Genomic DNA, 23,371 nt, shown 5'->3' with positions numbered 1-23,371 from the left:
CGGCGGACCAAGATCGTTTGCACCCTCGGTCCTGCCAGCAGCAGCCGGGCCGAGCTCGACCGCCTCGTCGCCGCGGGCATGGACGTCGCCCGCGTGAACTTCTCCCACGGCACCCACGCCGAGCACGCCGAGGTCATCCGGCTCATCCGCGAGGGCGAGACTCGCTGGGGCCGACCGATCGCGATCCTTCAAGATTTGCAGGGGCCGAAGATCCGGCTCGGCACCTTCGGTCCCGCGGGCGGCGCGCGGGTCGATCTCGAGCCCGGCCAGATTTTCACGCTCTGCGCGAAGCCCGTCGTGGGCACGGCGGAGCGCGCGTCGCTGAACCACCCCGAGTACCTCGCGAACGTGCACCCGGGTGACCAGATCTGGATGGACGACGGGATGATCCAGCTCCGCGTCGAGGAGGCGTCGCCCGAGGAGGTGCGCTGCCGCGTCGTCGTCGGCGGGCGTCTCAGCGATCATAAGGGGATCTCGCTCCCGCGCGTGCCGCTGCCCGTCTCGTGCCTCACGGACAAGGACCGCGAGGATCTCCGTTTCGGCCTGGCGTACGGCGTGGACTTCGTCGCCGTCTCGTTCGTGCGGTCGGAGGCGGACATCGCGGAGGTGCGTGCCTTTCTGCACGAGCTCGGTGCCGACGTACCGATCGTCGCCAAGCTCGAGCGCCACGAGGGCATCGTGAACCTCCCCGGCATCCTGCGATCGGTCGCGGCGGTCATGGTGGCGCGCGGCGACCTCGGCGTCGACGTCCCGATCGAGGACGTGCCCCATCTCCAGAAGGAGATCGTCCGGCAGGCGCGGGAGGCGGGCGCGCCGGTGATCGTGGCGACGCAGATGCTGGAGTCGATGGTCACCCACCTCCGACCGACGCGGGCGGAGGTCTCCGACGTCTCGACGGCGATCTTCGACGGCGCCGACGCGCTCATGCTGTCCGCCGAGACGGCGACGGGCCGCTATCCGTCAGAAGCGGTCGAGGTCATGGCCCGCGTCGCCGTGCGCGCCGAGCGGGCGGTGCTGGCGATCGAGGCCCCGCGCCGGCCGCTCCACGACGCCGGCTTCCCCGAGGCGCTCTCGGACGCGGCCTCCCAGGCCGCGCACGCGCTCGGGGCGCACGCGATCGTCGCATTCACGGAGTCGGGCTCCTCGGCGCGCCTCATCTCCCGCGCGCGCCCGAGGGTGCCGATCATCGCGCTGACGCCGTTCGTCGAGGTCCAACGGCGGCTCGCCCTGTCATGGGGAGTGGACTCGCGGCTCATCCGCAAGGTCCAGACGACCGACGAGATGATCGAGGAGGTCGAAGCGACGCTGCTGCGCGACGGGTCGGTCACGCCGGGCGATGTCCTCGTCATCATCTCCGGCTCGCCCATGTGGGTTTCAGGGACGACGAACCTGCTGAAGCTCCACCGCGTGGGCGAGCGTCGCTGAGCGCGGCGGTGCGGCGTCCGGGCCTCGCGCGCTTCGCCCTGGTGCTCCTGGCGCTCGTCGTCGTCTGGGGCACGGGCGGGCTTGCGCTCTCGCGGCGTGCGACGGAGCGCTACGAGGCCGCGGTGGGCGATACCCTCGCGGCCCTCGGCGCGCTCGTCAACGCGACGCAGAACGAGCTGCGCCGCGAGGCCGGGATCCTCGCGAAGGACCCGGCGATCGTCGAGGGCGCACTCAAGAGCGACTGGGCGACGCTGGCGCGCGGCGCCTCGCCCCGGATGCTCGCGCTCACGCTGGAGCGGGTCGCCGACCTGCTCCTGGTGGTCGACGCGAGCGGCGCGCCGCTCGTCCAGGTGCCCCCGGTGCCGCGCGTCGAGGGCCTCGGGATCCCGCGGCCCACCGAGGCCGTCGCGCGCGTCGCCGTCGTGAACGACCGCGCCTACCTCCTCGGCCTGGCACCGCTGCCCGCCGGGATGGTCGTGGTCGGCCGACGCGTCGAGTCGCTCGAGCGGCTCCTCGCGGCGCTGCCGTCGCGGCCGGCGGTCGTGGTGGTGGCCGGCGACCTGGCCATCGGCGGAACGCTGCCCGGCGTCCCCGCGCGCGGCTGGCTGGACGCAGCGCGGGCGGGAAAGGTCGTGGTCAACGGCGAGCTGTGGCTCGTGCGGCCGCTCGCCGGGGCGGCCGGCGGGAGTCTCTGGGCGCTGGTCTCCGAGGGGAAGCGGCGCGCCGCCGAACAGTGGTTCTGGTTCTGGTGGGCCCTCTCGCTCGTCGCCGCGGTCGGCGTGGCTGTCGCCGCGGGGTCCGTGTGGTCATCGAAGGGGGCCGCGACGGCCCCCTCCGAGCCACCCCCAGGATCGGTTGCGCGGGCGAAGCCCGCGCTCGAAACGAAGCCCGCGCTTGAAACGAAGTCAGTCCCACTCGCTCCCACGGCACCGCTACGCCCAGAGCTCGAGGCGCTCTACGCCGTCGCGGTCGCGACGGGCAGCGGCGACGACCTCGTGGTCGCCGCCGAGCGCACGCTCGAGGTCGTCTGCGGCGTCGCGCGGATGGCGGTCGGCGGACTCTTCCGCTTCGACCCCGCGGCACGGGCGCTCGCGCTCGTCGCTCACCGGGGCCTCTCGCCGAAGGACGCCGCCGAGCTGCGCGTGCGGCCGCTGGACGAGAGCCACGTCGGCGAGGCGGTGCGCGCGGGCCATCTCGTCGTGACCGACCTGACGCGCTCGCGCGTGCTGACGCCCGCGGTGCGCGAGCGAGTCGCCGCCGGCGGCTATCACACCCAGCTCGCGCTGCCGATCACCGTGGACGACCGGATCTGGGGCGTCATGGCGCTGATCTCCAGGGAGCCGCGCACGTTCGACGGCGACGAGCTGGCGCTCCTGCAGGCGGTCGCCCACCACGTCGGCCAAGCCGTCGCGCGCGCCGCCCTCTTCGTGGAGACTCGCGCGACGACCCGGCGCCTGGAGACGCTCACGCGGCTCGCGCAGACGCTCACGGCGACGCTGTCGCTGGACGAGGTGCTCCAGCGCGTGGTGGACGCGGCCGCCGAGCTGTTCGACTCGAGCGTCGCGCGGCTCTGGCTCGTCGAGGACGACGGTGAGCACGTCTCGCTGCGGGCGTCGGTCGGCGCGCGGGCGTCGGTGGAGGGGCCGCGCCGGGTCCGCGTCGGCGAGGGGCTCGTCGGAACGGTTGTCGCCACGCGCGAGCCCCTGACGGTGTCCGACGTCCTCAACGACCCGCGCACGCGCAACGTCGAGGAGCTCCGTGCGGAGGGCACGGCGTCGGCCGCGATCGTTCCACTCCTGATCGGCGACCGGGTGCTCGGGGCGCTGTCGGTCGGCGTGCGCGAGCGACATGAGTACACCGGCGAGGAACTCAGCGTGCTTGGCTCGCTCACCCTCCACGCCGCGAACGCGATCAACAACGCTCGCCGGTACTCGGAGGAGAGCGCCCGACGCGCGTACCTCAGCGCGCTCCTCGAGATCAACACGAAGATCGGGAGCATGGCGCCGACGGAGACGCTGCTCTCGTCGATCGCCGACGAGGCGGCGCGGCTCCTCGACGTGGACAACGCCGGCTTCCGGCTGCTCGACGGCGAGGACCTCGTCCTCGCCGGTCTTGCCGGCACGGCGTCGCAGACGATGGTCCGTCCGCGGATGCGGGTGGGCGAGAGCCTGAGCGGTAAGGTGGTGGCGACCGGCCGGACGCTGATCTGTGAGATCCAGAGCGTCCCGGACGTCGTCCCCGAGCATCTCGACGCGGACCGACGGCTCGGCTACACGATGTTCCTCGGCGTGCCGCTGAGGGTGGGCGACCGGACGATCGGCGTGTTGACCTTCCGTGCGCGACGAGCGTTCACGGCGCGCGACCGGGAGATCGCCGAGGCGTTCGCCGACCAGGCCGCGATCGCGCTCGACCACGCGCGGCTCTACCGCGAGGCCACGCGCCAGACCGCCGAGGCGACGCGCCGGCGGCTCGAGGCCGAGGAGCTGGCGCGCCTGGCGAAGACGCTCACCGAGAGCCTCGAGGTCGGCGCGGTCGGCAACCGCATCGTCGAGAGCGTTCTCACGCTCTTCGCCGCCCGGTCGTCCGGGCTCTGGATCCTCCAGTCCGACGGCTCGCTCACACTGCTCGCGGTCGGTGGCACGAGCCGCGAGACGCTGCGGGTCGGCCACCTGCTGCCCCCTGGCGTCAGCGTGTCCGGGCGTGCCGTCGCCGAGGGGCGGACCGTGGCGTCTGCCGACATCCTCAGCGACCCCGTCCTCGTCCTGACCGATGATCTGCGGGACGCGATCCGCGCCGCGGGCGACGGCTCCCTCGTCGCGGTCCCGCTCCGGGTGAAGGCCCGCCTCATCGGCACGCTGGCGCTCGCCGACCGCGTCGGCCGCGTCTTCACGGAGGCGGAGATCGAGCTGCTCCAGGCGTTCGCCGACCAGGCGGCGCTCGCGCTGGAGAACGCCCGCCTGTTCTCGCTCGAGACCGCGCGGCGCGCGCAGATCGCGACGCTCGCCGAGATCGAGCGCGAGTTCGCGGCCGAGCTGGACCCGGATCCGCTGCTCAGGATGGTCGTCGAGCGGGCGACGCGCCTCTTCGACGCCAACGGCGTGATCTACCTGATGGAGGACGGACGCGCCCTCGTCCCGCGCGCGTGGACCGAGGGGAGCCCCTTCCAGCGCGTGACGGTCCCGTTCGGCCAGGGCGTGGTCGGGTCCTCCGCGCAGCTCGGGCACGGGCTCATCGTCAACGACTACCCCAGCTCGCTGCTCGCGCGCCCAAGGGGAAAGGACGTCGGCGTCCGGCGGGCGATGGCGCACCCCCTCACGGTCCAGGACCGGCTCCTCGGCGTCATCGCCCTGCACCGGACGGGCAATGGCGCAGCGCCGTTCCTCCAGGAGGACCTGGAGGTCTTGAAGTCCTTCGCCGGCCGGGCGGCGATCGCGCTCGAGAACGCGCGGCTCTACCGCGAGGCGCGGGAGCGCGCCGAGCGGCTCGCGGCGCTCGAGGAGGTGAACCGCCTCGTCTCCTCGTCGCTCAAGATCGACGAAGTCTTGACGAACATCGCCGCGGCGGTCGCGCGGTTCTTCGACGCGCCCTACGTGAGCGTGTGGGTGCTCGACCCGGCGAACCGCCGCCTCTCGCGCTGGCTGGTCCACGGCGACCCGGCAGTCGCCGGCAAGCTCGAGCGCGAGGTTGCCCTTGGCGAGGGCTCTATCGGCTGGGTCGCGCTCCACCGGCAACCGATCTTCTGGGCCGACGCCGCGAAGGACCCGCGGGTGGCGGACGGCGCCCGGCTCGTCCGCCGCGGCCTCCGCTACGTCACGGCGTACCCGATCGCCATCGGCGAGAGCGTGCTGGGCGCGTTCGCGGTCCACCGCGCCGTGCCCTCGCCGGTCACCCCGGAGACGGCGTCCCTGCTCGGTTCGCTCGCGGCGCAGGCCGCGATCGCGCTCGAGAACGCCCGGCTCTACTCGGAGACCGCGCGGCGCCTGGAGGAGACGGGCGCGCTGCTCGAGGTCGTCGAGATCCTCAACTCCACGCTCGACACGAAGCGACTGCTCAAGCGCGTCGCGATCAAGATTGCCCAGGTGTGCCGCGTCGACCGCTGCTCGCTCGTGCTGTGGGAGGGCGGCCAGGTCACGCCGCTCGTGTCGCAATACGCCGACGGACGGAAGGCTCCCGCGCAGTGGGTCGCCTTCCAGGCGGTGGCCTCGCGGCCGTTCCTCGAGATCCCGGCGAACGCGCGTGCCCGCGAGACGCGCCGCCCGGTCGTCGTGAACGACGCGCGTGAGAGCGACCTCGTGCCGCGCGAGTGGCTCGAGACCTTCGGCCTGAAGTCCTACCTCGTCGTGCCGATGATCCGGCAGGACCAGGTCATCGGCGTGATGACGCTCGACCACTGTGAGCGGCCGGTGCCCTTCGAGCCGTCGCAGGTGGACCTCGCGATGACGATCGCGGGCCAGCTCGCGCTCTCGCTGGAGAACACCCGCCTCTACACGGAGGTCCAGGAGCGCCTCCGCGAGACGACGACGCTCATGAACGTCGGCCAGATCCTCTCGCGGCCGGGGCCCGCCGCCGAGCGGATGCGGCAGGTCGCGAGGGAGGTCGCGCTGGCATTCGGCGCCGACATGGTCGGCGCGTACTTCCTCGACGAGCGGAAGGAGACGCTGGCGCCGCTGGGCGGCTACCACGTGCCGCCGGAACTCCTCGCGTGGTTCACGACGCGGCCGATCGTGCTCGCGCGGGTCCCCGAGCTGCTGTCGGCGTGGCGCGAAGGCCGCGCCGTGTGGAGCTCCGACACCCTGAACGATCCGCGCTTCGATCGCGACTGGTTGAGCGCGCTCCCACCGCACTCGGTGCTCCTGGCGTCGGCGACCGCGCGCCGCGAGCCGATCGGCGCGCTGTTCGTCGTCTGGTGGCGGCCGGGACGCCAGTTTCAGCCCTCCGAGGCCCGCCTCATCGAGGGCGTCGCCGCGCAGGTGGGCCTCGTGATGGAAAACGCGGAGCTGGCCCGCCAGAGCGAGGTCAAGCTGCGGCAGACGGAGACGCTGCTCGCCGTGAGCCGCACGTTCTCCTCGACGCTCGACCTCCAGGCCCTGCTGCGCCATTTCCTCCGTCGCGTCGCGCGGGCCGTCGACGCGGATGCCGGCGGCGTCTGGCTGCGTGAGGGCGACGGGGAGTGGCTGGAGCCCGTCGTCGGCTACCACCTCCCGCCGGAGCACCTGGAGAAGCTCCGCACGATCCGGCTCTCGCTCGTGCAGGACCCGTTCCTGGCGGAGGCGGCGCGCACGAGGCGGCCCCTCTCCTCGTCGGACGTGGCGGCGGATCCCCGCGCCTCGGCGGTCGTGCGAGACGTGCTGCCGCACCGGAGCCAGCTCTTCGTGCCGATCGTCGCCAAGGAGCGAGTGATCGGCGGGTTCGGCCTGATCTGGTACGAGCGCGCGTGCGAGTTCTCCGAGAGCGAGCTGGCGCTGATGGAGGCGATCGCCAACCACGCGGGCGTGGCGATCGACAACGCGCGGCTCTTCGAGGAGAACCGTCGGCAGGTCCAGGAGCTCTCGGTCCTCCTCGAGTTGTCGCAGGCCGTCACGGGCCAGCTCGAGCGGGCGGCGCTGATCGACGCGATCCACGCCCAGGTCGCGCGCGTGCTCGACGCCCGCAACATGGTCGTCGCGCTCCACGACGAGGAGCGGCACGAGTTCGAGGTCGTGCTCCGGCTCGCGGGCGGCGTGCCCGACGCGCAGCCCCCGCTCCACGACCCGGAGCGCGCGTCGGGGCTGATGTCGGTCGTGCGCGAAACGGGGCGCGCGATTCGGACCGACGACTACGCCGCCGAGTGCGCGCGGCACGGCGTCGAGCCCATCCGGACCTCCGCCGAGCTCGGGCGCTGGCTCGGCGTGCCGATGGTCGCGGGCGACCGCGTCCTGGGCGTGCTGGCGCTCCGCGGTGGGGAGCGCCCCTTCACCGAGCGCGACGAGCGGCTTCTGACCAACATCGCGCACCTCGCCGCGCTCGCGCTCCGGAGCGCGCGGCTCTTCGAAGAGCGCACTCGCGCGTACGGCGAGCTGGCCGCCGCCCAGGACCAGCTCGTGCGCACCGAGAAGCTTCGCGCCCTCGGCGAGATGGCGTCGGGCGTCGCCCACGACTTCAACAACCTGCTCGCCTCGATCCTCGGGCGCGCCCAGCTCGTCCTGCAGCGGGTCCAGAACCCGCAGCTCCGCCAGTGGCTCCAGGTGATCGAGCGCGCGGCCCTCGACGGCGCCCAGACGGTCCGGCGCCTCCAGGAGTTCACACGGATCCGGCGCGACGAGCCGTTCGTCGCTGTCGACCTGAACGAGGTGGTGCGTGAGGCGCTCGAAATCACGCAGTCGCGGTGGCGCGATGAGGCCGTGAGCCGCGGCGTGCCGCTCGAGGTGCGCAACGATCTGGCCGCCCTCCCGAAAGTCGCCGGCGACCCCGTCGAGCTCCGCGAGGCGCTGACGAACCTGATCCTCAACGCGGTGGACGCGATGCCCGACGGCGGCGTGCTGACGCTGACGACCGCCGTCGGGCACGGCGAGATCGCGGTCACGGTGAGCGATACCGGCGTCGGCATCCCCACGACGATCCGCGACAGGATCTTCGACCCGTTCTTCACGACCAAGGGGCCGCAGGGAACGGGGCTCGGGCTGTCGATGACCTACGGGATCCTTTCGCGCCACGGCGCCAGCATCGTCGTTCACAGCGAGAAGGGACGGGGCTCGACCTTCCGCCTGCGCTTCCCGCCCACCGACACCGCCGAAGCGCGCGGGCCGGTGCTGGCCCCGTCGTTTCCCGCCGGCGTGCTCCGCTGTCTCGTCGTCGACGACGAGGAGACGGTAGGGGAGGTCATCGGCGACGTGCTGGAGACGGTGGGGCACAAGGCGGTGGTGCTCACCGACGGCGCCACCGCCATCGCCCGCTTCCGGGCCGAGCCGTTCGATGTCGTCTTCACCGATCTGGCCATGCCCGGCGTCTCGGGCTGGCAGGTCGCCCGGGCCGTCAAGGAGGCGGCGCCCGAGGTGCCGGTGTTCGTCGTTACCGGGTTCGGCGTCGAGCTGTCGCCCGAGGAGCGCCGAGCCCACGGAGTGGAGGCGATCTTCTCGAAGCCGCTGAAGATCGAGGACATCGTGGAGGCGATCGCGCAGGTCGCGCGGAAGCGCGCGAGCACGAACGGACCGGAGGAACGCTGATGGGCTACGAGCACCTGATTCTCGAACGCCGGGACCACGTGGCGACCCTCACGCTCAACCGTCCCGACGCCTACAATGCGCTGAACCTGGCGCTGGGGCGGGACATCTTCCATGCCGTCCTCGAGGTGGACGACGACCCGGAGGTCCGCTGCGTCGTGATCACGGGCGCGGGCCGGGCCTTCTGCGCGGGCGGCGACGTGAAGGACTTCGCCGACAATCTGGAGCGGATCGGCGCGCTGGTCAAGGAGCTGACGACGTATCTGCACGGCGCCGTCTCGCGCCTCTGCCGGAGCGACAAGCCCGTGATCATGGCCGTCAACGGCGTCGCCGCCGGCGGAGGGTTCTCCTTCGCGCTGTCGGGTGATCTCGTCATCGCGGCCGAGTCCGCCCGCTTCACGATGGCGTACTCGAAGATCGCGGCGACGCCCGACGGCTCGTCGTCCTACTTCCTGCCGCGGCTGGCCGGGCTGCGGCGCGCGATGGAGCTCTACTTCACCAACCGCGTGCTCTCGGCCCGCGAGGCTCACGAGTGGGGGCTGGTGACCCGGGTGGTGCCGGACGCCGAGCTGAGGGCGACCGTCGAGGCGCTCGCGCTGGGGCTGGCGCAGGGCCCGACCAAAGCATTCGGTGGGGCCAAGCGCCTCTTGCACCAGTCCACCTGGGAGAGTCTGGAGACGCAGATGGAGTTGGAGGCGCAGGCGATCGCCGCCTGCGGCCGGACCGACGACTTCCGTGAAGGGGTGACGGCGTTCGTCAACAAGAAGACGCCGACGTTCCGCGGGCGGTAGTCACGCGACGGCCGGGGCCGGGGAGGCCCCGCGCGACCACGAGGCCGGCGGCGATGGTCGCGTCGTGATTTCCCATCAGCGCGCGAGGGCGAACCGCGCGGCGGGAACGGGTCGCGGCGGGGCCTCCCCGGCCCCGGCCGTCGCGGTGGCTACCGCGCACCGGTCGGCGGCATCTTCTCATGGCGCCCGCGTGAAGCAGCGCGACCACGAGGCCGGCGGCGAATGTCGCGTCGTGATTTCCCATCAGCGCGCGAGGGCGGCCCCCGCGGCGGGAACGGGTCGCGGCGAGGCCTCCCCGGGCCCCGGCCGCTGCGCAGCTACCGCGCACCGGTCGCCGGCCTCTTCTCCGGGCCCGCGTGAAGCATCTCGGCTTGACGCCTCGCAGATCGCGCGATAGGTTCGTGGCCTCCCTCGCAGATCAAGCCGGAGGTGAACGTGAAGGTCGCACGCTCGGCCGTCACCGTCGCAGGGCTGGCGCTCAGCCTTCTGGCCGCGCCGCTGGCCGCCGAGGCGCAGGAGTATAAGGCGGGGAAGGTGGCGCGGATTGGTTACCTCTCAGGCGGCGGCGCGACCTCCGAGGCTCACCTCGTCGATGAGTTCCGCCGGGGCCTGCGCCAGCTCGGTTACTCAGACGGGCACACGATGACCATCGAGGCGCGATGGGCGGAGGGCAGGGCTGAGAAGCTTTCCGATCTCGCCGAAGAGCTCCTCAGGCTCAAGGTTGACGTTCTCTTCACGCGGGGAACGCCCGCGGCTCTGGCCGCCAAGCGAGCAACCGCCAGCCTGCCTATCGTGGCAATCACTGGCAATCCGGTCGAATTCGGGCTCCTGAGCAGCCTCGCCAAGGCGGGCGGGAACATTACCGGACTGACGATTGTTGCAGAACTGGTCGTCAAGCGGCTGAGCTACTCAAGGAAGCCGCGCCCAAGAGTTCTCGCTTCGCCGTCCTCTGGAATCCTCTCAATCCCTCGCTGGTCCCGGAACTCGGGAGATTGCAAGCGGCGACCCGAACACTGGGTATGAGCCTTCAGCCGGTGGAGGTGCGACAGCCAGGAGATTGGGAGTCGGCCTGGGCAGCGATCCGCACTGCACGTTCTGACGCGCTCGTCACGCTAGCCGATACCCTCGTCCATACTCACCGACAACAGGTCGTGGAGTTTGCGATGAGAGCCCGTCTCCCGGCCATATATCCGGAGCGGGAGTATGCAGATGCTGGAGGCCTCATGGCCTCTGGACCCAGTCTTCGCGACCTTTACCGGCGGGCTGCGATTCACGTGGACAAAGTCCTGAAGGGTGCCAACCCCGGGGATCTTCCAATTGAGCAGGCGACGACGTTCGAGCTGGTGATCAACCTCAAGACCGCCAAGGCCCTCGGCCTCACGATTCCGCCGTCGCTGCTGCTGAGGGCCGATCAGGTGATCGAATGATGAAGCCGCGACTGTACTACCGACCCGGCTGATCGTCGTGCGCCAAGACGAAGGAGTTGCTGGCGTCTTGGAGGGTCGAGTTCGACCCGGTGAACGTGGAAGGCGACCCGACGGCGCTGGCCGAGCTGAAGCGGCTGGGGGTGCCCCGGGTGCCCGCCGTCGCCGTCGGCGACCAGGCGGTGCACGGCTGGAACCCGCCGGAGTACGCGCGCCTGCTGGGAGTGGCGTACGAAGCGGCGGCGAAGCTGCCGCCGGCCGAGCTGGCGGCCCGGCTCGATCAAATCCTGGAATCGACCGAGAGGCTGCTGCGCGCGCTCCCCGACGCGCACCTGGACTTCAAGCCTCCCGAGCGCGATCGCAGTCTAAGAGACCTCGGCTACCACGTCTTCCGGCTGAGCCTGGCGTTCATCGACGCCATGGATCTCGGCGCGCTGCCCGAGTCGTGGTTCCAGGAGACGGCGCCCGCCGGGATTCGCGACGGCGCCGCGCTCGGCAGCTACGGGGCGCTGGTCAGGGCGCGGCTGCAGGGCTGGTTCCAGGGCGCGGCGGCCGGGGAATACGCGGGCGTCGTGAAAACCTACTACGGCCCGCAGTCGGGACACGAGTTGCTGGAGCGCACCGCCTGGCACGCCGCCCAGCACCTCCGCCAGCTCTACGTGCTGGCCGACCGGCTGGGGGTGACGCCGCCGGCCCCCATGCCCGTCGACGCGTTCCGCGGCCTGCCTCTGCCCGATGCCCTCTGGTGAGCGGGACCGTCCCGGAATGACGGCCGTTCGAGCGCCGGCTTTGCCGGCGCAACGAAGAGAAGTGGGGAGGCATCGGAGGGGGCGGCTCGCCCCCTCCGATGTGGTGAATCCGCCGGCTTTGCCGGCGCAATCGGTCCTGGGGGAGGCCTCGGAGGGGGCCGTAACGTCCGCCCCCTCCGAATTCAATCCTCCTCGGCCCAGGCCGCGGCCATCCGGCGCGCCAACGTCCGATGGTTCTTGAAGAAGTAGGCCAGCATCGAGGCCGCCGCCAGCAGATTTCCCACGAAGACCGTCCAGGCGCTGAGCTCGTCGAGCACCCACGTGGCGCCGATTACCAGCGCGGCGAAGAAGAAGACCTCGAAGGCCGTGAAGAGGATCATCAGCGCAAAGACGAACATCGGCTCGCGCTCGGCGCCGGCGATGAGCACCGCAGCGACGACGCCGAACAGCGCGAACGCCAGGCCGTGGACGATGGTGTAGAGGAGGATCCCCGGCGGCCCGGACCAGATCTTGAGGAAGGCGCCGCCGAGCAGGCGCGGAGTGCGGAGCGGCTCGCCCTGGACGGCGTCGATGGCCAGGAACCAGACGGCGACGACGGCCGCCCCGATCATCCCGGCGGTGATCCCCTCGCGCAGCACGCCCGCCCACGACCCGACCAGGAGGCGGGGCAGCGCGCGGTGGCGGAGCAGGAAGTACCAGAGCATCGCGACGGCGGCGAGGAAGTTGGCGATGAGGATCGCCCACCAGGCGAGGACGTCCGTCACCGCCCGGCCCAGCACGCTGACGACGCCGAGGAAGAACGTCTCGAAGGCCGCGAAGAGGATGACCACCGCGATGACGAGGGTGGGCTCGCGCTCGCTGGCCGCGATGACGCTGGCCGCGATGATGCCGAAGGCGACGAAGGCCAGCAGGTGGATGATCGTGTAGCCCACCACCGGGGCCAGCGCGATCTCGAGGCCGATCGGGTTGTTGACGCCGTAGAAGACGGCGGCCCCCAGGAGCGCGGGGGTCAGGAGCGGTTTGCCGCGCGCGAAGTCGAAGAGGAGGAACCACAGGGCGACGACCGCCGCGCCGATCAGCCCCCCGACGACACCCTCTCTCAGAATCGGAGCGCTGGCGCGCGCCATGGGGAGATTCTAGCCGACTCATGCATCCCGCGCGAGGCGGACGCCGTAGTCGGAGTACCGGAGATGCGGCGGCAGGGAGGAGCGGTGCCCGACCGGGCTCCAGGGGTCCGCGTGGCGCCAGGCGCCGCCCCGGCTGGCCCGCCGCGTGCCCGTGGCCGGCCCCCCTGGGTTGCGCTGGGGCGAAAGCGCGTAGTACGCGTCGTCGAACCAGTCGGCGCACCACTCGTGGCAGACGCCGGACAGGTCGGTGAGTCCCAGCGGGTTGACGGGCGTCGCTCCGACCTCCGGCAGGCGCCCGAAGCGGACGGCGGGCTTGTCGTCGCCCCAGGGATAGCGGGCGCCGTCGAGGCCACCGCGCGCCGCCTTCTCCCATTCCGCCTCCGTGGGCAGGCGCGCGCCCGCCCACGCCGTGACGGCGACGGCCTCGGGCCACGAGAGCCCGACCACCGGCTGGCGCGGGTGCGAGAAGCCCGGCTGGCCCCAGAACGCCGGCGGCGGCGCTCCGGTGGATTCCAGAAACTCGGCGTAGTCGGCGTTCGTGAGCGGCGTGAGCGCGATGAGGAACGCGTCGAGCCAGACGACGTGCACGGGCCGCTCACTCGGGTGCCCGTCGTCCGAGCCCATCGCGAAGGCGCCGGCGGCGAGGGGGACGAAGTCCATCGGGGTCGAGTCTACATATATAATGTCGCGCGGAAAGCGCCTCACCCGGAGGAGATCCCATGGACTTCGCCCAGCGCATGGCCCGGCTCGGCACCGAATCGGCGTTCGAAGTGCTCGCCCGCGCGAAGGCGCTGGAGCGCCAGGGGCGGACCATCATCCATCTGGAGATCGGCGAGCCGGACTTCGACACTCCCGCCCACATCAAGGAGGCCGCCAAGCAGGCGCTCGACGGGGGGGCGACGCACTACGGACCGTCGGCCGGGCTGCCGGAGCTGCGCGAGGCGATCGCCAAGCACGTGACCGAGACGCGCGGGGTGCCGGTGTCGCCCGAGGAGGTGGTGGTGACGCCGGGCGCCAAGCCGATCATGTTCTTCACCATCCTGGCGCTGGTCGGCCGCGGCGACGAGGTGATCTACCCCAACCCGGGATTTCCCATCTACGAATCGGTCATCAACTTCGTCGGCGGCGTGCCGGTCCCCATCCCGCTGCGCGAGGAGACCGGCTTCGGCTTCGATCTCGACCTCTTCGAACGCAAGGTCTCATCGAAGACGCGGCTGATCATCATCAACTCGCCCGAGAATCCCACCGGCGGCGTGCTCGACCGCGGTCAGCTCGAGCTCGTTGCGGACGTTGCGCGTCGTCGCGGCATCCCCATTTTGGCCGATGAGATCTACCGCCAGTTCCTCTACGAAGGCGAGTTCGTGTCGATCATGGGGCTGCCGGGCCTGCGGGAGCTGACCGTCCTGCTGGACGGCTTCTCCAAGTCCTACGCGATGACGGGCTGGCGCCTGGGCTACGGCGTGATGCCGGTGCCGCTGGCCGAGCAGATCACGCGCCTCATGGTCAACTCGGCGTCGTGCACGGCCTCGTTCGTGCAGCTCGCCGGCATCGCGGCGCTCCAGGGGGACCAGACGCCCGTGGCCCGCATGGTCGCCGAGTTCAAGCGGCGCCGGGACCTGATCGTGGACGGTCTCAACCAGCTGCCCGGCGTCAGGTGCGCGCGGCCTCGCGGCGCCTTCTACGTGTTTCCGAACATCAAGGGGACCCGGCGCTCGTCGAGCGAGGTCGCCGAGCGGCTGCTGAACGAGGCCGGGGTCGCCGCGCTGGCGGGCACGGCCTTCGGCGAGTACGGGGAGGGGTATCTCCGGTTCTCGTACGCCAACTCGGAGGCCAACCTGCGCGGCGCGCTTGAGCGGATGCGTCCCCTCTTCGAACGCCTGGGGACGTAGCAGGGGGATGAGCCGCGCCACGGTCGCCGACGTCCTCGTCGACGGCCTCGTGAGAGCGGGGACTCCGCGGGTCTTCGGAGCCGCCGGTGCAGGCGCCAGCGAGAGCCTGCCGGAGGCGGCGCGCCAGCGCCGGCTCGAGGTGGTCTGGGCCGAGGGCACCGCCGCCGCGTGCATCATGGCCGCGGTGACGGGCGAGCTGGCCGGCGCGCCGGGCGCGGTCCTGGCCGGCAGCGGGCCGGAGCTCGAGAGCGCGATCCCCGGCATCGCCCACGCCCGCCACGATCGCGCGCCGTTGATCGCGCTGACCGAAGGCGCCCCCCGGGCCCGCAACCTCCTGGCGCCGCTCACCAAGGCGAGTCTCGGCGTCGACCCCGCCTCGGCGGGGCCGGCAGTCGCTCAGGCCAGTCGTCTCGCGCTGGCTGCGCCGCGCGGCCCGGTGCACCTCGATCTGGCGGCGGGCGCCGCCCGGCGCTCGGCGCTCGGCGTCGCCACCACCGCGCCGCCGGCGCCCCTGCCGCCCCCGGACGCCCGGGCTCTCGACGCCGCCGCCCGCGTCCTCGTCGCCGCCGCTCGGCCCGTGATCGTCGCCGGGGCCCAGTGTCGAGCCGCCGAGGGCGCCAAGTGGCTCTGGCCCTTCGCCGAGGCGGTGCCCGCTCCCGTGCTCGTCACCTGCAAGGCCAAGGGCGTGCTGCCCGATCGGCATCCGCTGAATCTCGGGCTGATGGCGGAGGAGGAGACTGCGGGGGCGCTCCTCGCCCGCGCCGATCTCATCGTGACCCTCGGTGTGGAGGCCGTGGAGGTGCATGGCTGGCCGGTGGGCGCGAACGTCCTGCACGTGGGGGAGGCACCGCCCGCCGGCGCGCCGTATCGGCCGGTCGCGCAGGTGGTCGGCGAGATCGGCCTCGTCATCGCGGAGCTCGCGCCCCGGCTGCGCGGCTGCGTCCGCGCCGACTGGGACGTGGCCGAGCTGGACCGGCTCAAGCGCTCCCGGCGCCCCCACCAAGCGGTCCCGGGGCCCGGCCTTTCTTTCCGACGCGCCGCCGAGATCGCCCGCCAGATGGCGGCGGGCGGAACGATCGCCGTCGTGGATGCCGGCGAGGAGATGCTCGCCGTGGCCGCCGCCTGGGACGCCGACGCCCCGAACGAGTTCCTCGCCTCCAACCGACTGGCCACGACGGGCTTCGCGCTCCCGGCGGCCATCGCCGCCCAGCTCGCCCACCGCGAGCGTCGCGTCGTTTGCTTCACGGGACCGCCCGGTCTCGCCGAGATGGCGCCCGAGCTCGGGACCGCGGCCCGCCTGGCGCTGCCGATCGTGGTCGTGGTCCTGAGCGCCGCCGCGCTGGCCGTCTCCGCCGAGGGCGCGGCCCGCCGCGCCGGCCTCGCCGTGGCCACGGCCGGCGACGAGGAGGCCCTCCGGGAGGCGCTCCAGCGCGCGCTCGAAAGCCGCGCGCCGGCGCTGGTCGGCGCCCGCGTGCGCTCGACGGTATAATCGGGCCATGTTCCTCAACCCGCAGAACGAGAAGGAAGTGCGCCAGGCCTTCGCCCAGCTCCGTGACCCCGTGAAGCTCGTCGTCTTCTCGCAGTCGCTGGAAGCGGCCGATCTCTGCGCAGAGAACGAGCAGCTCGTGCGCGAAGTCGTCACGCTGAGCGACAAGATCTCCGTCGAGGTGCTGAACCTCGCCATCGATCGCGAGCGCTCCGCCCAGTACGGGATCGACAGGGTCCCCGCGATCGTGGTGGAGGGTGCGCGGGACTTCGGAATCCGCTTTTACGGCGTCCCCACCGGCTACGAGTTCAGCAACCTGATCGACGCCATCGTGGTCGCCTCTACCGGCGAGCCCGCCCTCTCCCAGGAGACCCGGACCGCGCTGGCCGGGCTGACGGCGGACGTCGACATCAAGGTCTTCTCGACGCCGACCTGACCCTACTGTCCCCGGGCCGTGCGCCTGGCGCACCACATGGCGGTCGCCTCCGACCGCGTGCGCGCGACGGCGATCGAGGCGACGGAGTTCCCCGACCTCAGCCGCGCCTATCAGGTGATGGCGGTGCCCAAGGTCGTCATCAACGATCGCGTCCACTTCGAGGGCGCGCTGCCCGAGCCCGACTTCCTGGGGGCTGTTCTGCAGGCCGCCGGCGCCGGCCCCTGAGGGGCCTCGTTCTGATACGGGTTGTCCCCAGGGCTCCTGCTGGCCGCCGCGGTGCTGATGGGCGCGGTGGGCGCTGCGCCACGCCAAGTCCCACTCAAGCCCGACGAGCTGGCGCCCGACTTCACCCTCGTCGATCAGCACGGCAAGCCCTTCCGCCTGTCCGCGGCCCTGGCCGGCCGCGACTTCGTCGTGCTGGCCTTTTACGTCAAGGCCTTCACACCGGCGGCTGAGATCTCGAATTCTCCCGGTTCCGGGACGACGGACCCAGGTACGCGGCGCTGAGTGCCGAGATCGTCGGCGTCTCCGCCGACCCGCCGGAGCGGAACCTGGCCTGGAACCGCGAGCTCAGGCTGCCGTTTCGCCTGCTCAGCGACCGCCAGGGAGAGGTGGGGCGGCTGTTCGGCGTCTGGGATGACACGTGGAACCTCGACCGGCGCGTGACCTTCGTGATCGATCGCACCCGCCGCGTCCGGTTCGTCGAGACCGGCAGCCTGGCGGTCGAGACCAGCCGCACGCTCGAGGCGGTTTCCCGCCTTGCGAAATCGAAGTAGCGGGCGTTCGGAGCGCAGGACCCGGCCCCGCCCCGGTGCGTCCGTGCTCTTGTTCGCCTACGGTACGCTGATGAGCGGATTCGCGCGGCACCGGCTCCTGACGGGGGCCGCCACCCTCCTGGGCGAGGCGCGGGTGACGGCGCAGCTGCTGGATCTGCGCGACTACCCCGGCCTCGTCCCCGGCCCGGGGAGCGTGCGGGGCGAGCTCTACCGCCTGCACGGTCGCGAAGTTCTGGGCCCGATCGATCGGGAGGAAGGGTACAATTTCGAGCGTCGCCTCACCACGGTGACACGCGCCGACGGGCGCCGCGCGCGCGCATGGATCTACTGGTATCAGGGTCCACGGCAGCGCGCGCTTCCCATACCCGAGGGCGATTGGAGGAGTCGATGGCGCTGACCGCCGCCGAGCTCATCAAGGCCGACCAGGAGCACCTGATCCATCCGCTGCACCACCCGGTGGACAACGCCGAGCCCATGATCTACGTGCGGGGGCGGGGCGCCACCGTCGAGGACATCGGCGGTCGGCAGTACATCGACGGCCTCAGTGGGCTGTGGAACGTCAACGTCGGCCACGGGCGTGCGGAGCTGGCCGACGCGGCCGCCGCCCAGATGAAGGACCTCGCGTACTTCTCCGGCTACGTAGGGTCCTCCAGTATTCCCGCCATCACGCTGGCCAGCCGCCTGGTGGAGCTGGCCGGCGACGTGCACGCCGTCTTCTTCGCCTCCGGCGGCGCCGAGGCCAACGAATCGGCCTTCAAGACCGTGCGCTTCTACTGGAAGGCGATGGGCAAGCCCGGCAAGGTGAAGATCATCGCGCGCCAGCAGGGCTATCACGGCCTCACGCTGCAGGCCATGAGCGCCACCGGCATGGCCGCCTACTGGAAGATGTTCGAGCCGCGCGTGCCGGGCTTCGTGCACATTCAGACCTGTTACCCCTACCGCTTTCAGGGCGCCAGGCCGGGCGAGACCGTGGGGCAGGCGGCGGCGCGGGAGCTGGAGGAGACGATCCTGCGCGAAGGGCCCGAGACCGTCGCGGCCTTCATCGCCGAGCCGATCCACGGCGGCGGCGGCGTGATCTACCCCACGGACGATTACTTCCCGCTGGTGCGGCAAATCTGCACCAAGCACGAGGTGCTCTTCATCGCCGACGAGGTCATCACGGGCTTTTGCCGGACGGGCCGGTGGTTCGCCACCGGGCACTGGAACGTGCAGCCCGACATCCGCGCCTTCGCCAAGGGCGTCACCTCCGGCTATCTGCCGCTGGGCGGGATCATGGTGAGCCGCGCCATTAAAGACGCGATGGACTCGGTCAAGCCCGAGGACCGGTGGATGCACGCCTACACCTACTCCGGCCATCCCACCTGCTGCGCGGTGGCGCTCGCCAACATCGACATCATGGACCGCGAGCGGCTGGGGGAGAACGCGGCGCGGATGGGCGCCCGCCTCCACGATGGGCTCCGGGCCACGTTCGGCAGCCATCCGCACGTCGGCGATATCCGAGGAGGTAAGGGGCTGCTGGCGGCGCTCGAGCTGGTGGAGGATCGGGCGACCAAAAGGAACTTCCCCGCCGACCGCAAGGTCGCCCCGCGCCTGCAGGCCGAGATGATGAAGCGCGGCATGGTGACGCGCACCCGCGCGGTGGGCGGCCCCCACCCCGCGCCGGGGGATACCGTCTACTATGCGCCGCCGCTCGTCGTGACGGCGGCCGACGTCGATAGGATCGTCGAGATCACGCGCGACGCCGTCCGGGCGGTCCTCGGCGCCTAGCCGGCCGCGGCCGTGCGCCTGATCACGGCTCACCGGATTCTCATCGCGGCGGGCATCCTCTTCTTCTCGTTCTTTGCCGGCTGGCGCCTGCGCCGCTATCTGGGCGGGGCGCCCACGTCCGATCTCGTGCAGGCCGCCGTCTCGGCGGCGGTGACGGTCGGGCTTATCCTCTATTATCGGACGTTACGGGGGTGGGGCCAGCGGTAGCGCGAGCCCTGCCAGGGTCGGCGGTCATGGCGTCGGCGGTGCTGATCTACGATGGCGAGTGCTCCATGTGCCGGGCCAGCGCGCTCTGGCTCATGCGCCGGGCGCTGGCGGGCGGCGCCAGCGAGCTCGAGATCCTGCCCTGCCAGTCTCCGGCGCGTCGCGCGCGCTTTCCCCAGATCGACGACACGGCGTGCCTGACGGCCATGCAGCTCGTGCTGCCCGACGGCCGCGTGCTCAGCGGCGCCGACGCCGTGCCGGAGATCCTGGTCCGGATCCCGCGCTGGCGCTGGCTGGCCCGGCTCTTCGATCTGCCGGGCGTCCGCCCCCTGTCGCGTCGCCTCTACGCCTGGGTCGCCCGCAACCGCATGCGCATCAGCTGTGCCGCCGGCCGGCCCCGCTAGGCGCGCGGCTGAGTAAGCACCGTTCGAGCGTGGGCTTCGCCCGCGTAATCCTTCCTGGGAGAGGCCTCGGAGGGGGCCGTAACGTCCGCCCCCTCCGACCTGGCGAGCCGCCTCCGCGCGCCGTCCGGTCCCCCGGCACTCCGGCGTACAATACGCTTCCATGAGCGACGGTCCCCTCCGCGTACTCATCGCCAAGGTCGGCCTCGACGGGCACGACCGCGGCGCCAAGATCGTCGCCCGCTGCCTCCGCGACGGCGGGGTGGACGTGATCTACACCGGTCTTCACCGCACGCCGGAGGAAGTCGTGGCGGCGGCCGTCCAGGAAGACGTCGACGTCGTCGGCGTCAGTCTGCTCTCGGGCGCCCACATGACGCTCATCCCCCGCCTGCTCCAGCTCCTGCGCGAGTCCGATGCCGAGGACATCGCGCTCGTCGTGGGCGGCGTCATCCCGGACGAGGACGTGCCCGCCCTCAAGGCGATGGGCGTCCGCGACGTGGTGCTGCAGGACACGCCACCCGAGGAAGTCGTGCGGCGCGTGCGGGGGGCGGCGGCGGCGCGATCGGAGCGATGATCGACCTGGCCGCGCTGGCGCGCACACGCGGCGTGGATCTGCGCGTGTGGCCGCCGCGCTACGACGCGACGTACCGGCCCGATCCCAGCGTCGAACACTGGTTGCCGGAGCTCGAGTGCGGGGACCCGGCCGAGCGCGACGCGATCATCCTGGGCAAGCTCCGGCGGCAGGTCCGCTATGCGTGGGAGCGGAGCGCCTTCTACCGTCGCAAGTGGGAGGCGGCCGGAGTGTCGCCCGACACGCTCGAGAGCCTGGACGATCTCGCGCGCTTCCCGGTGCTCCAGAAGGCGGAGCTGCGCGAGGCGCAGGCCGCCCGGCCGCCGTTCGGCGACGCGCTCTGCATCGAGCCCCATCAGGTGGCGCGCATCCACGGCACCAGCGGCACCACCGGACGCCCCACGGTCTTCGGCATCGGCGCCGACGACTGGGACCGCCTGGGCGAGGCCCATGCGCGCATTCTCTGGAGCGCCGGGCTGCGCCCTGCCGATCGCATCATGGTCTGCTCGTTCTTCAGCCTCTATCTGGGGTCCTGGGGGGCGCTGAAGGGCGGCGAGCGCCTCGGCGCCACGATGTTTCCGTTCGGCGCCGGCCTGGCCGGCCAGACGCTGATGGCGGTGGGCTGGGCGCGTGACCTCACACCGACCGCCTTCTACGGCACGCCCTCCTACGCGCTCCACCTGGCCGAGACGGCGCGCCGCCAGGGCATCGACCCGCGGGAATTCGGGTTCCGCATTCTCTTCTTCTCGGGCGAGCCGGGGGCGGGCATCCCGGCCACCAAGCGCCGAATCGAGGAGACGTTCGACGGGATCTGCATCGACATGGGCAGCATGGCGGAGATGACGCCGTGGATGACGAACGGCGAGTGTCGCCGCCGCACCGGCATGCACCTCTGGCAGGATCTCGTCTACACCCAGCTCTGCGACCCGGCGACGTTCGAGCCGGTGCCGTTCGGCGCCGAGGGCACGCCCGTCTACACGCACCTGGAACGCACCTCGCAGCCGATGATCCGTCTGGTGTCCGGCGATCTCGCCCGCTGGACCGACGAGCCGTGCCCCTGCGGCCGTACCTATCCGCGGCTGCCGGACGGGCTCTACGGCCGGATCGACGACATGTTCATCGTGCGGGGCGAGAACATCTATCCCGGCGCCATCGAGGATACGCTCCGCGCCATCGACGGCTTCGGCGGCGAGTTCCGGGTGATCATCTCGCGCCGCGAGGCGATGGACGAGCTGCTCATCCGCGCCGAGCACGCGGCGACGCACGCGGCCGCGGACGCTCAGCAGCGCTTGCGCGCGACCATGGAGGAGCGCCTCCGGGCCCGGCTCGGCGTGCGCCCGGTGATCGAGCTGGTGCCGGCGGGCGAGATCCCACGCGCGGAGTTCAAGGCCCGGCGCGTGATCGACGATCGCGACCTGTACCGAGAGAGGACGAGCCATGTTCGACCCTGAAGCCATCGAGCGGGCGGCGGCCCGGCGCCGCGAATGGGAGGCCAGCGAGCTGCGGGAGTTCCTCGCCCGCCAGCCCGAGGGTCGAGCGGAGTACCGAACCGCGTCCGGCTTGCCGGTCAAGCGCGCCTACAGCCCCGAGGACATCGCCGCCACCCCCTTCGAGGAGATCGGCCTGCCCGGCCGCTATCCGTTCACGCGGGGGCCGTACCCTACCATGTACCGGGGCCGGCTGTGGACGATGCGGCAGATCGCCGGCTATGGGACCGGAAGCGACACCAATCGCCGTTTCCGATACCTGATCGAACAAGGACAAACGGGACTGTCCGTCGACTTCGACATGCCAACATTGATGGGCTACGACTCGGACGATCCCCGGGCGCTGGGCGAGGTCGGGCGCGAGGGCGTGGCGATCGACACCATCGAGGACATGGAGGCGCTCTTCGAGGGGATCGACCTCGAGCGCATCTCGGTGTCGATGACGATCAACCCCACGGCCTGGATCCTCCTGGCCATGTATGTCGCGCTGGCCGAGGCCCGCGGATACGACGCCCACCGGCTCTCGGGGACGACCCAGGCCGACATCCTGAAGGAGTACGTCGCCCAGAAGGAGTGGATCTTCCCCATCCGCTCCTCGCTGCGGCTGGTCCGCGACATGATCGTCTTCGGCGCCGAGCGGATGGCCCGCTACAACCCCATCAACATCAGCGGCTACCACATCTCGGAGGCGGGCGCGACGTCCGTCCAGGAGGTGGCGTTCACGATGGCCAACGCCATCGCCTACGTCGAGGAGGTGACGCGGGCTGGCGTCCCCGTGGACGCGTTCGCGCCCCGGCTGGCCTTCTACTTCGTCGCCCAGGCCGACTTCTTCGAGGAGGTGGCGAAATTCCGGGCGGCGCGCCGGATCTGGGCCAAGCTCATGAAGGAGCGCTTCGGGGCCACCAAGCCGGAGTCCATGCGCCTGCGCTTCCACTGCCAGACGGCGGCGGCCACCCTGACGAAGGCCCAGCCCCTCAACAACATCGTGCGCACGGCGCTGCAGGCGCTGTCGGCCGTCCTCGGCGGCGCCCAGTCGCTCCACACCAACGGCCTGGACGAGGCCTACGCGATCCCCTCCGAGCAGGCCATGAAGATCGCCCTCCGCACGCAGCAGATCATCGCGGAGGAGACGCGCGTGCCCAACGTGGTGGATCCGCTGGGCGGGTCCTACTACGTGGAGGCGCTCACCAACCAGTTCGCGGCGGCCGTCTTCGAGATCCTTGGCAAGGTGGACGCGATGGGCGGGACGCTCAAGGCGATCGAGGAGGGCTACTTCCAGCGCGAGATCGCCGAGTCGGCGTACGACTTCGCGCGCCGCAAGGCCTCCGGCGAGGAGACCGTCATCGGCGTGAACAAATACGTGGAGCCGCCGGAGCCCGGCGGGCTCGAGATCCACCAGGTCGCCCGGGACGTGGAAGCACGCCAGATCGAGCGGTTACGCGACGTCCGCGCCCGGCGGGACGCCGGACGAGTGGCGGCGCTCCTGGACCGGCTCGAGCGCGAGGCGCCAGAGCCTTCGGTCAACCTCATGCCGGTGACGATCGAGCTGGTGAGGGCTCGAGCCTCGCTGGGAGAGATCGTCGCCCGTCTCCGCCGCGTCTGGGGGACCTATGTAGAACGCCCCGTTTTTTAGCGGTCT

The 23,371-nt window shown here is 71.6% G+C and carries 19 protein-coding genes and 3 pseudogenes; 20 read left to right on the top strand and 2 right to left on the bottom strand.

The features are described 5' to 3' along the window. From pyk to VGV13_19670, 7 genes and pseudogenes are all read left to right on the top strand, one after another. On the top strand, positions 1-1,425 hold a 1,425-nt coding region (pyk, locus tag VGV13_19700; protein ID HEV8643310.1), incomplete at its 5' end, for a pyruvate kinase. A gap of 8 nt (positions 1,426-1,433) precedes the next feature. After that, positions 1,434-8,627, top strand: coding sequence for a GAF domain-containing protein (locus tag VGV13_19695; protein HEV8643309.1), 7,194 nt, complete (start codon positions 1,434-1,436; stop codon positions 8,625-8,627). Beyond that, positions 8,627-9,415 (top strand): enoyl-CoA hydratase, encoded by a 789-nt coding sequence (locus tag VGV13_19690; protein ID HEV8643308.1) that lies wholly within the window; start codon positions 8,627-8,629, stop codon positions 9,413-9,415. The genes VGV13_19695 and VGV13_19690 overlap by 1 nt, the downstream gene beginning before the upstream one ends. Positions 9,416-9,844: 429 nt before the next feature. Next, positions 9,845-10,309: pseudogene (locus tag VGV13_19685) on the top strand (ABC transporter substrate binding protein). After that, positions 10,234-10,842, top strand: a complete 609-nt coding sequence (locus VGV13_19680) for an ABC transporter substrate-binding protein (GenBank protein ID HEV8643307.1) — start codon at positions 10,234-10,236, stop codon at positions 10,840-10,842. Before VGV13_19685 ends, VGV13_19680 begins: the two are co-directional and overlap by 76 nt. Before the next feature lie 50 nt (positions 10,843-10,892). Beyond that, a pseudogene (locus tag VGV13_19675) lies at positions 10,893-11,009 on the top strand (glutaredoxin domain-containing protein). Next, complete coding sequence (locus VGV13_19670) at positions 10,983-11,588, top strand: DinB family protein (protein HEV8643306.1); 606 nt, start codon at positions 10,983-10,985, stop codon at positions 11,586-11,588. The pseudogene VGV13_19675 and the gene VGV13_19670 overlap by 27 nt, the downstream one beginning before the upstream one ends. Before the next feature lie 182 nt (positions 11,589-11,770). On the opposite strand, the gene VGV13_19665 is transcribed toward VGV13_19670, so the two are convergent. Continuing rightward, a complete protein-coding gene (locus tag VGV13_19665) occupies positions 11,771-12,715 on the bottom strand; it encodes a hypothetical protein (protein ID HEV8643305.1) in 945 nt (314 codons plus the stop codon). Positions 12,716-12,733: 18 nt separating this feature from the next. Continuing rightward, complete coding sequence (locus tag VGV13_19660) at positions 12,734-13,375, bottom strand: SUMF1/EgtB/PvdO family nonheme iron enzyme (protein ID HEV8643304.1); 642 nt, start codon at positions 13,373-13,375, stop codon at positions 12,734-12,736. 59 nt (positions 13,376-13,434) lie between these two features. On the opposite strand from VGV13_19660, the gene VGV13_19655 reads away from it, so the two are divergent. The 13 genes and pseudogenes from VGV13_19655 to VGV13_19595 all read left to right on the top strand — a co-directional run bounded on the left by VGV13_19655 (position 13,435) and on the right by VGV13_19595 (position 23,365). Continuing rightward, positions 13,435-14,604 carry a pyridoxal phosphate-dependent aminotransferase gene (locus VGV13_19655; GenBank protein HEV8643303.1) on the top strand — a complete coding sequence of 390 codons (1,170 nt, stop codon included), beginning with the start codon at positions 13,435-13,437 and terminating at the stop codon, positions 14,602-14,604. 7 nt (positions 14,605-14,611) lie between these two features. Beyond that, positions 14,612-16,093 carry a thiamine pyrophosphate-dependent enzyme gene (locus VGV13_19650; protein HEV8643302.1) on the top strand — a complete coding sequence of 494 codons (1,482 nt, stop codon included), beginning with the start codon at positions 14,612-14,614 and terminating at the stop codon, positions 16,091-16,093. A gap of 7 nt (positions 16,094-16,100) precedes the next feature. Then, positions 16,101-16,526 (top strand): hypothetical protein, encoded by a 426-nt coding sequence (locus tag VGV13_19645; protein HEV8643301.1) that lies wholly within the window; start codon positions 16,101-16,103, stop codon positions 16,524-16,526. Positions 16,527-16,538: 12 nt separating this feature from the next. Beyond that, positions 16,539-16,751 (top strand): annotated as a pseudogene (locus VGV13_19640) (thioredoxin family protein). Between the two features lie 21 nt (positions 16,752-16,772). After that, positions 16,773-17,033, top strand: a complete 261-nt coding sequence (locus VGV13_19635; protein HEV8643300.1) for a redoxin domain-containing protein — start codon at positions 16,773-16,775, stop codon at positions 17,031-17,033. Beyond that, positions 17,030-17,302 carry a redoxin domain-containing protein gene (locus VGV13_19630; GenBank protein HEV8643299.1) on the top strand — a complete coding sequence of 91 codons (273 nt, stop codon included), beginning with the start codon at positions 17,030-17,032 and terminating at the stop codon, positions 17,300-17,302. Before VGV13_19635 ends, VGV13_19630 begins: the two co-directional genes overlap by 4 nt. Positions 17,303-17,345: 43 nt before the next feature. Continuing rightward, entirely contained in the window at positions 17,346-17,699 is a 354-nt protein-coding gene (locus tag VGV13_19625; protein HEV8643298.1) for a gamma-glutamylcyclotransferase family protein, read from the top strand. Beyond that, positions 17,690-19,069, top strand: a complete 1,380-nt coding sequence (locus tag VGV13_19620) for an aspartate aminotransferase family protein (GenBank protein HEV8643297.1) — start codon at positions 17,690-17,692, stop codon at positions 19,067-19,069. Before VGV13_19625 ends, VGV13_19620 begins: the two co-directional genes overlap by 10 nt. A gap of 12 nt (positions 19,070-19,081) precedes the next feature. Continuing rightward, entirely contained in the window at positions 19,082-19,276 is a 195-nt protein-coding gene (locus VGV13_19615; protein HEV8643296.1) for a hypothetical protein, read from the top strand. A gap of 26 nt (positions 19,277-19,302) precedes the next feature. After that, positions 19,303-19,677: a DUF393 domain-containing protein gene (locus VGV13_19610; GenBank protein ID HEV8643295.1), complete on the top strand. Its 375-nt coding sequence runs from the start codon at positions 19,303-19,305 to the stop codon at positions 19,675-19,677. A gap of 160 nt (positions 19,678-19,837) precedes the next feature. Continuing rightward, positions 19,838-20,248, top strand: coding sequence for a cobalamin B12-binding domain-containing protein (locus VGV13_19605; GenBank protein HEV8643294.1), 411 nt, complete (start codon positions 19,838-19,840; stop codon positions 20,246-20,248). Further along, positions 20,245-21,696 (top strand): AMP-binding protein, encoded by a 1,452-nt coding sequence (locus VGV13_19600; protein ID HEV8643293.1) that lies wholly within the window; start codon positions 20,245-20,247, stop codon positions 21,694-21,696. Before VGV13_19605 ends, VGV13_19600 begins: the two co-directional genes overlap by 4 nt. Then, the gene (locus tag VGV13_19595; GenBank protein HEV8643292.1) at positions 21,683-23,365 is read left to right on the top strand and encodes a methylmalonyl-CoA mutase family protein; all 1,683 of its coding nucleotides are present in this window, start codon (positions 21,683-21,685) and stop codon (positions 23,363-23,365) included. The genes VGV13_19600 and VGV13_19595 overlap by 14 nt, the downstream gene beginning before the upstream one ends. Positions 23,366-23,371 lie beyond the last annotated feature (6 nt).

This window comes from Candidatus Methylomirabilota bacterium (genome assembly GCA_036001065.1).
GTDB lineage: Bacteria > Methylomirabilota > Methylomirabilia > Rokubacteriales > CSP1-6 > MNEF01.
The sequence above is the reverse complement of the archived record's forward strand: the minus strand, read 5'-3'. Positions and strand labels throughout refer to the sequence as shown.

What these genes read in the sequence shown, in the direction of transcription:
- VGV13_19690 (HEV8643308.1), top strand. Translation starts at nt 8,627, where the DNA reads ATGGGCTACGAGCACCTGATTCTCGAACGCCGGGACCACGTGGCGACC.
- VGV13_19665 (HEV8643305.1), bottom strand. Translation starts at nt 12,715, where the DNA reads ATGGCGCGCGCCAGCGCTCCGATTCTGAGAGAGGGTGTCGTCGGGGGG.
- VGV13_19660 (HEV8643304.1), bottom strand. Translation starts at nt 13,375, where the DNA reads ATGGACTTCGTCCCCCTCGCCGCCGGCGCCTTCGCGATGGGCTCGGAC.
- VGV13_19655 (HEV8643303.1), top strand. Translation starts at nt 13,435, where the DNA reads ATGGACTTCGCCCAGCGCATGGCCCGGCTCGGCACCGAATCGGCGTTC.
- VGV13_19650 (HEV8643302.1), top strand. Translation starts at nt 14,612, where the DNA reads ATGAGCCGCGCCACGGTCGCCGACGTCCTCGTCGACGGCCTCGTGAGA.
- VGV13_19645 (HEV8643301.1), top strand. Translation starts at nt 16,101, where the DNA reads ATGTTCCTCAACCCGCAGAACGAGAAGGAAGTGCGCCAGGCCTTCGCC.
- VGV13_19620 (HEV8643297.1), top strand. Translation starts at nt 17,690, where the DNA reads ATGGCGCTGACCGCCGCCGAGCTCATCAAGGCCGACCAGGAGCACCTG.
- VGV13_19610 (HEV8643295.1), top strand. Translation starts at nt 19,303, where the DNA reads ATGGCGTCGGCGGTGCTGATCTACGATGGCGAGTGCTCCATGTGCCGG.
- VGV13_19605 (HEV8643294.1), top strand. Translation starts at nt 19,838, where the DNA reads ATGAGCGACGGTCCCCTCCGCGTACTCATCGCCAAGGTCGGCCTCGAC.
- VGV13_19600 (HEV8643293.1), top strand. Translation starts at nt 20,245, where the DNA reads ATGATCGACCTGGCCGCGCTGGCGCGCACACGCGGCGTGGATCTGCGC.
- VGV13_19595 (HEV8643292.1), top strand. Translation starts at nt 21,683, where the DNA reads ATGTTCGACCCTGAAGCCATCGAGCGGGCGGCGGCCCGGCGCCGCGAA.